This window comes from Streptomyces sp. NTD107, from assembly GCF_059510435.1.
The window spans coordinates 49,073-61,240 of the sequence record NZ_JCAJZV010000005.1; the positions used below are offsets into that span (position 1 = coordinate 49,073).

General features: G+C 72.0%; 12 protein-coding genes. 6 read left to right on the top strand and 6 right to left on the bottom strand.

All coding sequences use genetic code 11. The features are described from left to right. The first annotated feature begins 5 nt into the window (after nucleotides 1-5). Nucleotides 6-1,265, top strand: coding sequence for a sulfite oxidase (locus AC5WRL_RS12440; RefSeq protein WP_496088508.1), 1,260 nt, complete (start codon nucleotides 6-8; stop codon nucleotides 1,263-1,265). Nucleotides 1,266-1,274: 9 nt separating this feature from the next. Here the strand turns inward: AC5WRL_RS12440 and AC5WRL_RS12445 are convergent, their stop codons facing one another. The 5 genes from AC5WRL_RS12445 to AC5WRL_RS12465 form a co-directional block, all read right to left on the bottom strand. Further along, nucleotides 1,275-2,438 (bottom strand): phospholipase D-like domain-containing protein, encoded by a 1,164-nt coding sequence (locus AC5WRL_RS12445; protein WP_496088509.1) that lies wholly within the window; start codon nucleotides 2,436-2,438, stop codon nucleotides 1,275-1,277. 42 nt (nucleotides 2,439-2,480) lie between these two features. Then, on the bottom strand, nucleotides 2,481-4,061 hold the full coding sequence (aceB, locus tag AC5WRL_RS12450; protein ID WP_496088510.1) for a malate synthase A: 1,581 nt from the start codon (nucleotides 4,059-4,061) through the stop codon (nucleotides 2,481-2,483). Nucleotides 4,062-4,130: 69 nt separating this feature from the next. Beyond that, nucleotides 4,131-4,727 (bottom strand): nucleotidyltransferase family protein, encoded by a 597-nt coding sequence (locus AC5WRL_RS12455; protein ID WP_496088511.1) that lies wholly within the window; start codon nucleotides 4,725-4,727, stop codon nucleotides 4,131-4,133. Nucleotides 4,728-4,763: 36 nt separating this feature from the next. Further along, nucleotides 4,764-5,357 carry a Uma2 family endonuclease gene (locus tag AC5WRL_RS12460; RefSeq protein ID WP_496088512.1) on the bottom strand — a complete coding sequence of 198 codons (594 nt, stop codon included), beginning with the start codon at nucleotides 5,355-5,357 and terminating at the stop codon, nucleotides 4,764-4,766. Between the two features lie 165 nt (nucleotides 5,358-5,522). Continuing rightward, the gene (locus tag AC5WRL_RS12465) at nucleotides 5,523-6,299 is read right to left on the bottom strand and encodes an IclR family transcriptional regulator (RefSeq protein ID WP_496088513.1); all 777 of its coding nucleotides are present in this window, start codon (nucleotides 6,297-6,299) and stop codon (nucleotides 5,523-5,525) included. 151 nt (nucleotides 6,300-6,450) lie between these two features. Between AC5WRL_RS12465 and allB the strand changes: the two genes are divergently transcribed. The 4 genes from allB to AC5WRL_RS12485 all read left to right on the top strand — a co-directional run bounded on the left by allB (nucleotide 6,451) and on the right by AC5WRL_RS12485 (nucleotide 10,826). Then, entirely contained in the window at nucleotides 6,451-7,827 is a 1,377-nt protein-coding gene (allB, locus tag AC5WRL_RS12470; protein WP_496088819.1) for an allantoinase AllB, read from the top strand. Beyond that, nucleotides 7,824-8,882: an allantoicase gene (gene alc / locus AC5WRL_RS12475; RefSeq protein WP_496088514.1), complete on the top strand. Its 1,059-nt coding sequence runs from the start codon at nucleotides 7,824-7,826 to the stop codon at nucleotides 8,880-8,882. The genes allB and alc overlap by 4 nt, the downstream gene beginning before the upstream one ends. Nucleotides 8,883-8,989: 107 nt before the next feature. After that, nucleotides 8,990-9,430, top strand: coding sequence for a guanyl-specific ribonuclease (locus AC5WRL_RS12480; RefSeq protein ID WP_496088820.1), 441 nt, complete (start codon nucleotides 8,990-8,992; stop codon nucleotides 9,428-9,430). Between the two features lie 166 nt (nucleotides 9,431-9,596). Next, entirely contained in the window at nucleotides 9,597-10,826 is a 1,230-nt protein-coding gene (locus AC5WRL_RS12485) for a cytochrome P450 family protein (protein ID WP_496088515.1), read from the top strand. A 45-nt stretch (nucleotides 10,827-10,871) separates the two neighbouring features. On the opposite strand, the gene AC5WRL_RS12490 is transcribed toward AC5WRL_RS12485, so the two are convergent. Then, the gene (locus tag AC5WRL_RS12490; RefSeq protein WP_496088516.1) at nucleotides 10,872-11,450 is read right to left on the bottom strand and encodes a dihydrofolate reductase family protein; all 579 of its coding nucleotides are present in this window, start codon (nucleotides 11,448-11,450) and stop codon (nucleotides 10,872-10,874) included. 86 nt (nucleotides 11,451-11,536) lie between these two features. On the opposite strand from AC5WRL_RS12490, the gene AC5WRL_RS12495 reads away from it, so the two are divergent. Beyond that, nucleotides 11,537-12,124, top strand: a complete 588-nt coding sequence (locus tag AC5WRL_RS12495; protein WP_496088517.1) for a TetR/AcrR family transcriptional regulator — start codon at nucleotides 11,537-11,539, stop codon at nucleotides 12,122-12,124. Nucleotides 12,125-12,168: the final 44 nt, after the last annotated feature.

The window sequence follows — 12,168 nt, forward strand, 5'->3', positions numbered from 1 at the left end:
GTGCCATGACGAACGACGAGCGGGCGTACGACCGCGGGCGGCTGCGCCAGTGGCTGGCCGGTACGGCACGGGCCGACGGCATCGAACGGCGCGATCTGCTGCGGCTGCTGGCGGCGGCCGGGATCACGGCGGCGACGGCGGGCGCCACGGCACGGCCGGCCCGGGCGTCCGCCACGACGGCAGCGGCGGGGATCGTCAAACCCCTGCCCGGGGACCGGTTCACCGTGCACGGCACCAACGCCGAAACGCACTGGTCGGCGCTGCGCGGCACCGGCTACCACACCCCCAACGACCTGTTCTTCGTCCGCAACCACACCGTCACCCCCACCCTCGACGCCGACAACTGGCGGCTGCGGATCTGGGGCGACGGACTGCGCGACCCGCGCGGCGCCGCGTTCTCGCTGGCCGACCTGCGCGCGCTGCCCGCCACCGAACACTCCGCCTTCGTCGAATGCGCCGGCAACGGGCGCAGCTTCTTCCAGCGCCAGCAGGGCGAGACCGTCTCCGGCACCGCCTGGTCGCTGGGCGCCATCGGCATGGCCCGCTGGCGCGGCGTCCGGCTGGGGCGGGTGCTGCGGCTGGCCGGCCTGTCCCCGCACGCCGTGGACATCCAGCCGCGCGGCCTGGACGACGAGTTCTTCTCCGGCGGTGTCAACCTGGGCCGGGTGCGCCGCCCGCTGCCCCTCGCCAAGGCGCTGGAGGACGTACTGCTGGCGTACGAGATGAACGGCGCGCCGCTGCCGCCCGACCACGGCCACCCCGTACGGCTGCTGGTGCCGTCCTGGATCGGCATCGCCTCCATCAAGTGGCTGGGCGACATCGAGGTGTCGACGACCCCGCTGTACTCCCCGTGGAACACCGACCTCTACCGCCTCTTCAGCCCCCATCACCCACCGGAGGGCAGCGCCCCGCTGACCCGGCAGACCCTCAAGAGCGCCTTCGAACTGCCCTGGGACGCACCGCTGGCCGCCGGCCGCCCCCACCTGCTCACCGGCCGCTCCTGGTCGGGCGGGCGCGGGGTGCGCTCGGTGGAGGTGAGCGTCGACGGCGGCGCCGGCTGGCGCCCCGCCACGGTGCACGACGCACCCCGCCGCGCCGGCTGGGTGCGCTGGTCCCTGCACTGGACCCCGCGCACCCCGGGCCGCACCGAACTGCTGGCCAGGGCCACCGAACTGGACGGCAGCCGCCAGCCGGACCGCACCCCGCACAACACCCAGGGCTATCTCTTCGACGCGGTGGTCCGGCACCCGGTGACGGTCGGCTGACCCGGCGCCCTACCCGGCCCGGGACCACAGCTGGGAGAAGTTGCTCCGGTAGCTGTCGGCGATCCCGGGCAGCTCGACCCGGATCATCGTCTCGTCGTGCGCGCGCAGCGAGGGCCCGGTGAGATTGTGCGAGCCGGTGAACACCAGGGACCGGCCGGCGGTGCCGTTGTAGTTGCCGGTGTAGACGATGTACTTGGAGTGCAGGCTGTCGAGCCGGCGCACCGTGATGTTGGGGTGCCCGGCCAGCCGGTCGCGGATGTAGTCGGTCATGTTGTCGCCGCCGACCACCCGTACCCGGCAGCCCAGCCCGGCGATCCGGATCAGCTCGTCGGCCACCGGGGCGCGCGGCCCGGTGAACTGGGCGTGTGCCACGTCCACCGCGCAGCCCGCCTGATAGCGGGTGATGTAGCTCAGCCGGCCGACGACCAGGTCGGTGGACGCCTCGGCACCGGTGCCGCCCGAGGAGTCGGCGCGCGGCGGGAAGAAGACCCGGATGTCACTCACCGGGGAGGCGAAGTAGCCGTCCGCCGAGGTGTAGTAGTTGTTGTTCCGCCGCTGGTTGAGCAGATTGGTCATGTGCCGCAGGAACGCGGCGCGCAGCTCGGCGTCCCCGTGGATCACCACGGCGTTGTTGAACAGCCGCAGCTGCGGGTTGGTGAGGTTGGCGGAGCTGACGAACACCACCTGGGACATGCCGCCGGTGGCGGAGAAGGTGAAGAATTTGTTGTGATTGATCGAGTTGGAGCGGTTGGCGATGCAGGAGGAGTTGCCGACGCCGCTGTTGCCGCACAGCACCAGCCGGGTGAGACCGGCGCTCTTGAGGGTGCTGATGGCGGCGTTCGCCGGGTTGGAGTTGCTGCCGCCCTCGCCCTCCTTGTCCACCGCGAGCGACACACTGACGCCGCGCGCCTGGGCGCGGGCCAGCGCGTCGGCGACCGGGGTACGGGTCCAGGTGTACATCGCCCCGTGGATCGCCGACCCGGCCGGGGCGCCGTCGATCAGCTCGACCAGATGGTTCTCGATGGTGTGGTCGGGCTGCCCGTCGGCCGGCATGTTGAACACGGTGTACGACCCCACGGCCGCCGCCCCGGCCGCCGGGGTGGCGGCCGTGACGGTCAGCAGGGCGGTCAGCGCGAGCGCCAGTAACGAGGCGAGCGGAACATGGATACGCATGATCTCGTTCGTACCCGCCCGGCAACCCCGGTAACAGCGGCCTCAGTCGAGCAGCTCGTACGCCGGGAGGGTCAGGAAGTCGACGTACTCCTCGTCGAGGGCGATGCGCAGCAGCAGGTCGAAGGCCCGCTGCCAGCCGTCCGCCGCGAAGGCGGCCTCGCCCACCTCCTCCCGGATGGCGGCCAGTTCCTCCCCGGCCACGGTTCGCACATACGCGCGGGTGACCCGCTGCCCGCCCGCCAGCTCGACGCCCGCGTTGATCCACTGCCACAGCTGGGAGCGGGAGATCTCGGCGGTGGCGACGTCCTCCATGAGGTGGAAGACGGCGACCGCGCCGCGGCCGGCCAGCCACGCCTGGAGGTAACGGGTGCCCACCTGCACCGCGTTGCGCACCCCCGCCTCGGTGGGGCGGGCGTCGAGCGAGCCGATGTCCAGCAGATCGGCCGCCGTGACCTTGACGTCCTCGCGCAGCCGGTCCTTCTGGTGCGGCCGGTCGCCGAGCACGGCGTCGAAGGACGCCCGGGCCACCGGCACCAGACCGGGGTGGGCCACCCAGGAGCCGTCGAAGCCGTCGGCGGCCTCCCGGTCCTTGTCGCCCTTGACCTTCTCGAAGGCGACGGCGTTGGCCTCGGCGTCCTTGGCCGGGATGAACGCGGCCATGCCGCCGATGGCGTGCGCGCCGCGCAGATGACAGGTGCGCACCAGCAGTTCGGTGTAGGCGCGCATGAAGGGGGCGGTCATCGTCACGGCGTTGCGGTCGGGCAGCACGAACGCCGCTCCCGCGTCCCGGAAGTTCTTGATGAGGGAGAAGAGATAGTCCCAGCGACCGGCGTTGAGGCCGGCGGCGTGGGCGCGCAGCTCGTAGAGGATCTCCTCCATCTCGAAGGCGGCGGTGATCGTCTCGATGAGGACGGTGGCGCGGATCGAGCCGTGGTCGATGCCGATGTACTCCTCGGCGAAGGTGAACACGTCGTCCCACAGCCGCGCCTCGCGGTGCGATTCCAGCTTGGGGAGGTAGAAGTACGGGCCCTTGCCGAGTTCGAGGAGCAGTTCGGCGTTGTGGAAGAAGTACAGCCCGAAGTCGACGAGCGCGCCGGGGACGGGACGGCCGTCGAGGACGAGGTGGCGTTCGTCCAGATGCCAGCCGCGCGGCCGGGCCACGACGGTGGCCAGCTCCTCCTCGGGGCGCAGGGCGTAACGCTTGCCGCGCTCGTCGGTGAAGTCGATGCGTCGGCGGTAGGCGTCGGCGAGGCTGAGCTGACCGCCGATCACATTGGCCCAGGTGGGGGAGGAGGCGTCCTCGAAGTCGGCGAGCCAGATCTTCGCGCCGGAGTTGAGGGCGTTGATGGTCATCTTGCGGTCGGTGGGCCCGGTGATCTCCACCCGCCGGTCCAGCAGCGCCTGGGGGGCGGGCGCGACCTGCCAGTCGCCCTGCCGGATGTGGGCGGTCTCCGGCAGGAAGTCGAGCGTGCCGGTACGGGCGATCTCCTCCCGCCGCTCGGCCCGCGCGGCGAGCAGTTCGTCCCGCCGGGGGGTGAACCGCCGGTGCAGCTCGGTGAGGAACGCCAGGGCTTCGCCGGTCAGCACCTCCTCCTGCCGGTCCACAACAGCCGTGACGGCCATGGCACTCACTCCTTCGCGAGACGAGAAACCAGCATCAGAAATGGATACTAGTTTCCTCATCGCGGAACCTCAATGCGGTGGGTCGAACGCGGCGAGGTCCTGCGGGGTGTCGATGTCGGCGGGATCGGCGATGTCTCCGCACTCGACGAGCACCAGGCCGGCCGCCTGCGCCCGCAGATACTCCCGCGCCCCCCGATCGCCGTGCGCGGTGGCCCGTACCCCGGTGAAGTGCCCGGCGCCGATGAGCACCGGATGCCCGCGCCGGCCGTCGTAGGCGGCGGCGGCGAGGGAGGCGGCGGACCGATGCGCCGCCCGTACCCGCGCGACGGCCGCGGCGCCGATGCCCGGCTGATCCACGAGCGTGATCAGGGCGGCGTCGCCGCCCACGGAGCCGACGGCGTCCAGAGCGGCCCGCAGCGAGGAGCCCATCCCCGACTCCCACGCCGGATTGTCGACCAGGAGACAGCCGCGCAGCGCGGTCAGCCGCCGCACCTCGGCGCTCCGCGCCCCCAGCACCACCACGACCCGCCCGCACCCGCCGTCCCACAGGGCGCGTACCCCGTGCTCCACCAGCGGCCGCCCCCCGAGCCGGAGCAGCGCCTTCCCACCCCCACCCATCCGCCGCCCCTCACCGGCGGCGAGCAACACCCCGACGACGTCAGTCATGCGCGACAGCGATGCGGAGCGCCGGGCGGGGGAGGTTCATTCAGCCGGGCTGGTGAAGGACTCGGTGATCGCGAACCCCTTCGCCGGGCCCGCCGGAATCACGGCATCGGTGCCGAAGGGAACCCGCAATTCGTCGGTGTACAGGCCCTCGGTGGGCTTGGGATCGCTGAGGATGGTCACCACACCGTCCTCGTCATGACCGTCGATGATGACATACACCGGGATTCCGGCCCGGGCGTAACCACGGCGCTTTCGCGTACGGTCGCGGCTGATGCCGTCATGACCGGGTGAGACCACTTCGACGACGAGTTCGACGCATTCGGCGAGCAGCGAGGCGCCACCTTTCGTCTTGTACTGGGCGATCGCCCGTGGCGCGACGAAGAGATCAGGAATCCACTGACTTCCCTGATGGATGACGTTCATGTCGTTTCGGACGCGGAATCCCGCTTCCGCCAGATAGGGGGCGAGCGCGTCCCGCACCTTGTTGATGACTTCGCCATGGTCGACGCTGCCGGCGGGTGACACCTCGATGGTCCCCTCGATGATCTCGGCGCGGTAGCCCTCCGGGAGTTCCAGGGAATTCCACGCCTGCCACAGAGTCTCGTCGAAGTCCTCATCGGGAGAGTTCATGGGGACCTCACAAGCGAGAGCGGTCGTCACGGGGCACCTCCTCCGTAGTGTGGATGTTCTGTCGGTCGCGGGCAAGCGACCCATCCGAACGCTAGGGGCGGGGGGATGCGGCGAATCGATACTGCGGATTTTTGTCAGCCGATCGGGTCATCCCGATCTACCGGTTTACGGACCGGCCAGCGCCGCCGACAGGTCCGATGCCACCGCCCGCAGGATCGGGGCGAAGCGTTCCGTCGCGTGCTCCGTCACCCTCCCCGCCGGGCCGGAGACGGAGATCGCGGTGGCCGTGGGGGAGTCCGGGACCCGCACCGCGATGCAGCGCACGCCTATCTCCTGCTCGTTGTCGTCCACCGCGTAGCCCCGCTCGCGCACCGTGGCCAGCGCCCGCACGAACGCCTCGGGCGTGGTGATCGTCCGGTCCGTCGAGGCCGGCATCCCGGTGCGCGCCAGCAGCGCCCGTACCTGCTCCTCCGGCAGCTCCGCCAGCAGCGCCTTGCCCACCCCGGTGGTGTGCGGCAGCACCCGGCGGCCCACCTCCGTGAACATCCGCATCGAGTGCCGCGAGGGCACCTGCGCCACGTACACGACCTCGTCGCCGTCCAGCAGCGCCATGTTCGCCGTCTCGCCGGTCTCCTCCACCAGCCGCGCCAGCTGCGGGCGCGCCCAGGTCGCCAGCGGGCGGGCCGCGCTCTCGCCCAGCCGGATCAGCCGCGGGCCGAGCGCGTACCGGCGATTGGCCTGCTGCCGCACATATCCGCAGCTCACCAGGGTCCGCATGAGGCGGTGGATGGTCGGCAGCGGCAGCCCGCTGGTGGTGGCCAGCTCGCTCAGTCCGATCTCGCCCCCCGCGTCCGCCATGTGCTCCAGCAGACCGAAAGCCCGTTCGAGGGACTGGACCCCGCCACCGTTGGCGGAGGGCTTGCGCACATCGGACGGCGGCACGTCGCGTTCCTTTCCCAGCCGATAGCCGCAGCCTACCCGTCCTTGACGCGCCGCCCGGGCCCGCCGAAGATCTGTTCAACAAAGCGTTGAAGCAGCCACGACGAAGGGGCGCCCCTTGTCCGCTGTATCAGATGTGCCGGATGTGTCAGGTGTGCCAGGTGTGGTGCTGCGTTCCACCCGGGTCGTGCTGCCGGACGGCGTACGGCCCGCCGCCGTCGACGTGGCCGGCGGGCGGATCCGGGCCGTACACGACCACGCCGCCCCCCTCGACCCCCGCGCCGTCCTGCGTGACTACGGTGACGCCGCCCTGCTGCCCGGCCTGGTGGACACCCACGTCCATGTCAACGACCCCGGCCGCAGCGCCTGGGAAGGCTTCACCACCGCCACCTCGGCCGCCGCCGCCGGCGGCATCACCACCCTCCTCGACATGCCGCTCAACAGCCTGCCGCCCACCACCGACCCGGCCGCGCTCACCGTCAAACGCGCCACCGCCCGCGAACAGGCCCATGTCGATGTCGGGTTCTGGGGCGGGGCCGTGCCCGGCAACCTCGGCCGGCTGGCGCCGCTGCACGCCGCCGGGGTGTTCGGGTTCAAGTGCTTCCTGTCGCCCTCCGGCGTCGAGGAGTTCCCGCACCTGGACCCCGCAGGGCTGGAGAGCGCCGTACGGGAGACCGCCGCCCTCGGCGCGCTGCTCATCGTGCACGCCGAGGACCCGCACCACCTCGCCGCCGCCCCCGACCCCCACGGCAGCCACCGGTACGCCGACTTCCTCGCCTCCCGCCCGCCCGCCGCCGAACACGCCGCGATCGAACGGCTGCTGACCCTCGCCCGGCGGTACCGCGCCCGCGTCCACATCCTGCATCTGTCCGCCGCGACCGCCCTGCCCGCCATCGCCGCCGCCCGCGCCGAGGGGGTGCGGGTCACGGTCGAGACCTGCCCGCACTTCCTCACCCTCACCGCCGAGGAGATCCCGGACGGCGCCACCGAGTTCAAGTGCTGCCCGCCGATCCGGGACACCGCCAACCAGGACGCGCTGTGGGCGGCCCTCGCCGCAGGCACCATCGACGCCGTCGTCTCCGACCACTCCCCCTCCACCGCCGACCTCAAGGTGCCCGACTTCGGCGCCGCCTGGGGCGGGATCTCCTCGCTCCAGCTCACTCTGCCCGCCGTGTGGACCGCCGCCCGGGACCGCGGCCACGACCTCGCCGACGTCGCCCGCTGGATGGGCGCCGCACCCGCCGCCCTCGCCGGGCTCGGCCACCGCAAGGGAGCCATCGCCCCCGGCCTGGACGCCGACCTCACCGTGCTCGACCCGGAGGCCGCCTTCACCGTCGACCCGGCCGCCCTGCACCACCGCAACCCGGTCACCGCCTACGCCGGCCGCACCCTGCGCGGGGTGGTGCGCGAGACCTGGCTGCGCGGCGAACTCATCGCCGTGCGCGGCCGGGTACTGGCCAGGACCGGGCGGCTCATCGAACGCGGCCCGCACGAGCCGGCCGCGACCCCCGTAAGGAGCAGCAACCCTTGAGCACCACCCACTTCACCGGCCCGGCCGCCCCGTACCCCGGCGGCGACCCGTACGCCGACTACCGCACCCCTGACCTGACCGCGTTCCCCTGCACCGCGCTCGCCGATCTGGCCGACCGGCGCATCGGCGGCACCGTACTGGCGGCCTCCGACGAGTACTTCGCCGAACGCGACCATCTGCTCGCCCCGGGCCGCGCCCACTTCGACCCGGCGGCGTTCGGCACCCGGGGCAAGATCATGGACGGCTGGGAGTCCCGGCGCCGCCGCGCCGCCCCCGGCGATCACGACTGGGCGCTCGTCCGGCTCGGCGCGCCCGGCGTCGTACACGGTCTGCTGGTGGACACCGCGCACTTCCGCGGGAACCACCCGCGGGCCGTGAGCGTGGCGGCGACGGCCGTCGAGGGCCATCCGGACGCCGCCGCCCTGCTGGGCCCCGGCACCGTGTGGACCGAACTGGTACCGCGCACCGAGGTGGGCGGTCACGCCGCCAACGTCTTCGAGGTCCCGGCCCCCGCCCGCCGCCGCTTCACCCATCTGCGGCTGCGGCAGTATCCGGACGGCGGCATCGCGCGGCTGCGGGTGTACGGGGAGGTACGGCCCGACCCGGCGTGGCTGGCCGCGCTCGGCACCTTCGACCTGCTCGCGCTGGAGAACGGCGGCTTCGCCGAGGACGCCTCCGACCGCTTCTACTCCTCGCCGCTGAACACCATCACCCCCGGCCGATCCCGCGCCATGGACGAGGGCTGGGAGACGAAGCGGCGCCGCGACGACGGGCACGACTGGGTGCGGTACCGGCTGGCCGGCCGCTCCGTGGTGCGCGCCGTGGAGATCGACACCGGCTGCTACAAGGGCAACGCCCCGGGCCGGGCCGCGCTTTCGGTCCGGGAGGGGGAGCGGGGGGAGTGGCACGAGGTGCTGCCCGCCACCGCGCTGCTGCCGGACTCCGTCCACCGGTTCGTACTGCGCGACGACGCCCCGGCGGCCACTCACGCCCGGCTCGACATCTTCCCGGACGGCGGCATCGCCCGGCTGCGTCTGTACGGGTCGCTCACGTGACCGGGAGATGCTGTGGAGTTGCCCGGCCGGCTTGTGAACTCCTGGGAAAATTACCGCAGGCGCGGTTGACGCGGGTCGCGCTACGCGCGTCAACTATTGGCATGGGCATGAACCTCATCTCCAAGGTCATCCGGACCGGCGCCATGGGCGCCCTGGCCACCGGGCTGCTCCTCGGCGGCGGCGCGGCCACGGCCAACGCCACCGCATCCCCCACCCCCACGTCCACGTCCACGGTGTCCGCCGCCGACATCGCCCCCACCGCCGTGGGCAATGTCTGCTACAGCGCGCTTCCTTCACAGGCGTACGACACCCTGCGGCTCATCGCGAACGGCGGGCCCTTCCCGTACTCGCAGGACGGCAGCACCTTCTACAACCGCGAAGGACTGCTGCCGGCCAAGTCGAGTGGGTATTACAAGGAGTACACGGTCATCACCCCCGGCAGCAGCACCCGGGGCGCCCGGCGCATCGTCACCGGGAACTCCTACCGCGAGGACTACTACACCGCCGACCACTACGCCTCGTTCCGCCTGATCAACTACGGCTGCTGAGCCGGTCGCACCCCTGAAACCACCGCCCCCCCACAGACGGCGCCGGGGTCCGCGTACCCCACATCTGCGCGGCACCCCGGCGCCGTCACCCTCCCTCTCCCTCCCTCGCCCGCGCTCGGCCAAAAAGCGCGGTTTACCGCCGCACCGCGCAGTGAAGTCGTCAGACATGACCCCAGCGGACGACATCATCGACCTCACCGATCCGCGGGCGTTCGGCGCCGACTTCACCCGCGACCCGTACGCCGTCTACGCCGCGCTGCGCGAGCGCGGCCCGGTCCACCATGTGCGCTTCCCCGACGGTGCGGAGGGCTGGCTGGTGGTCGGGCATCAGCAGGTCCGCTCCGTGCTCGCCGACAACCGGCTCACCAAGCAGTGGCAGTACGCCAACCCGAGACTGCACGGCGGCCGGGTCTCCCCGGCCACCCACATGCTCGGCGCCGATCCGCCCGACCACACCCGGATGCGCTCCCTGGTGACGCGGGAGTTCACCGCCCGCCGGGTGGCGGCCCTGGCGCCGCGCGTCCAGGCCATCACCGATGAACTGCTCGACACCATGCTCGCCGGACCCGGCGGCGGCACGGATCTGGTGGACGCGCTCTCCTTCCCGCTTCCCATCACCGTCATATGTGAACTGCTGGGCGTGCCCTTCCTGGACCGGGAGCGCTTCCGCACCTGGTCCAACCTGGTGCTCGGCACCACGCTCGACCAGGAGGAGCGGCACGAGACGGTCCAGCTGATGAGCGGCTATCTCCAGGAGCTGATCGACGCCAAGCGCGACCGGGCGGGCGAGGATCTGCTGAGCGCGCTGATCCACACCGCCGACGAGGACGGCGACCGGCTCGCCCCCACCGAACTCGTCGGCATGGCCTGGCTGCTGCTGGTCGCCGGCCACGAGACCACCGTCAACCTGATCAGCAACGGGGTGCTGGCCCTGCTCCAGCACCCCGATCAGCTCGCCCTGCTGCGCGAGGATCCGGAGCTGCTGGACGGCGCGGTGGAGGAGATCCTGCGCTACGACGGCCCGGTGAACACCCCCACCTTCCGGTTCACCCGCGAGCCGTACGAGATCGCCGGCACGGTCATTCCGGGCGGCGGCGAGCTGGTGCTGCCGGCCCTCGCCGACGCCGACCGGGACCCGGACCGCTTCCCGGCCCCCGACCGCTTCGACATCCGCCGCGACACCCGTGGCCATCTCGCCTTCGGGCACGGCATCCACTACTGCCTGGGCGCCCCGCTGGCCCGCCTGGAGGCCCGGATCGCGCTGCGCACCCTGCTGCTGGAGCGGGCCCCCGACCTCACCCTGGACATCCATCCGGCCGCCATCGCCTGGCGCGAGGGCATCCTGATCCGGGGTCCGGTCCGGCTCCCGGTCCGCTGGAAACCACGGGTGGACTGAGCGCCGCGTCCGCCCGCGTCCGCCGCGTCAGGCGCGTCAGGCGCGTCAGGCGCGGGTGTACGTGGTGACGCTGACACCGGAGTCGAAGGCGCGGGTGCTGACCGGGGTGAAGGGGGACGGGGCGAAGGGGCCGTCGAAGAGCGGGATGCCGGCGCCGAGCACGATCGGGTTGCGCTTGATGATCAGCTCGTCGATCTCGTCGCGCAGTACGGCGGCCAGTGTGCCGCCCCCGCACAGCCAGATGCCGAGGCCGTCCGGGCTCTCGCGCCGCTTCAGCTCCCGCACCACCCGTACCGGATCCTCGGCGGTGACGTGCACCGAGGGGTCGGTGCCGGTCTCCGTGCGGGAGAAGACGTACTGCTCCAGATGCGGGTAGGGGCTGGTGATGCCCGCGTTGAGGGCGGGCAGGTAGGTGCCCCGGCCCATCACCACCGTGTCGAAGTGCCGGGGCGGCACGTCCGTGAGCTTCAGCGCGGCGCGTGCCTGGACCGGGAGGGTCTCCGGGTACTCGGCGGTCAGCGCCGCGGAGACATCGGGTTCGAAGGGGAAGAAGTCGTACTCGCCGTTCGGGCCGGCGATGAAGCCATCGAGGGTGGCGGCGACGTAGTAGGTGAGACGGCGCAAGGAGGGCTCCTGATCGCTTGATGTACTCTGCGTGCAGTGGTTTGACCGTAGTACTGCACTTGCAGTGATGTCAATCGGAGATCCGGATGCGCCAGAACCCCGCCCGCCGCACCGCGCTGCTCGACGCCGCCATCGAGGTCCTCGCGGCGGAGGGTTCCCGCGGCCTGACCCTGCGCGCCGTCGACAAGGCCGCGGCCGTTCCCACCGGCACCGCGTCCAACTACTTCAGCAACCGCTCCCAGCTGCTGGGCCAGCTCATGGTCCGGGTCCAGGAGCGCCTCACCCCCGACCCCGAACAGGTCGCCCGCACCCTGGCAGCCGGGCCGTCCCGGGAACTGGTCACCGTGCTGATGGGTCAGCTCATGGAACGGCTGCGCGCCGACCGCGCCAGCCATCTCGCCATGCTGGAACTGCGCCTTGAGGCCACCCGCCGCCCCGAGCTGGCCGCCGAGCTGGGGCAGTTCCTGGACGCCGAGGTACGGGAGCTGACCGATTTCCACGTCGGCGCCGGACTGCCCGGCGGCCGGGACGGGGTGTTCCTGCTGTATCTGGCCATGTTCGGCCTCATGGTCAACGAGCTGACCGCCCCCGAACTGCTCGCCGGCCACCCCGAGCCGGAGCTGATCGCGACCCTGGTGACCAGGCTGCTTCCCGGCGACACCACACCGCGATGACGGCGGGCATGCGCATGGCGGGATCCCGCTGGTCCGGTTCCGGA

Coding starts and splice junctions, on each gene's coding strand:
- aceB (WP_496088510.1), bottom strand. CDS start 4,061: ATGGCCGTCACGGCTGTTGTGGACCGGCAGGAGGAGGTGCTGACCGGC.
- AC5WRL_RS12485 (WP_496088515.1), top strand. CDS start 9,597: ATGACCCCAGCGGACGACATCATCGACCTCACCGATCCGCGGGCGTTC.
- AC5WRL_RS12440 (WP_496088508.1), top strand. CDS start 6: ATGACGAACGACGAGCGGGCGTACGACCGCGGGCGGCTGCGCCAGTGG.
- AC5WRL_RS12480 (WP_496088820.1), top strand. CDS start 8,990: ATGAACCTCATCTCCAAGGTCATCCGGACCGGCGCCATGGGCGCCCTG.
- AC5WRL_RS12495 (WP_496088517.1), top strand. CDS start 11,537: ATGCGCCAGAACCCCGCCCGCCGCACCGCGCTGCTCGACGCCGCCATC.
- AC5WRL_RS12445 (WP_496088509.1), bottom strand. CDS start 2,438: ATGCGTATCCATGTTCCGCTCGCCTCGTTACTGGCGCTCGCGCTGACC.
- AC5WRL_RS12455 (WP_496088511.1), bottom strand. CDS start 4,727: ATGACTGACGTCGTCGGGGTGTTGCTCGCCGCCGGTGAGGGGCGGCGG.
- AC5WRL_RS12460 (WP_496088512.1), bottom strand. CDS start 5,357: ATGAACTCTCCCGATGAGGACTTCGACGAGACTCTGTGGCAGGCGTGG.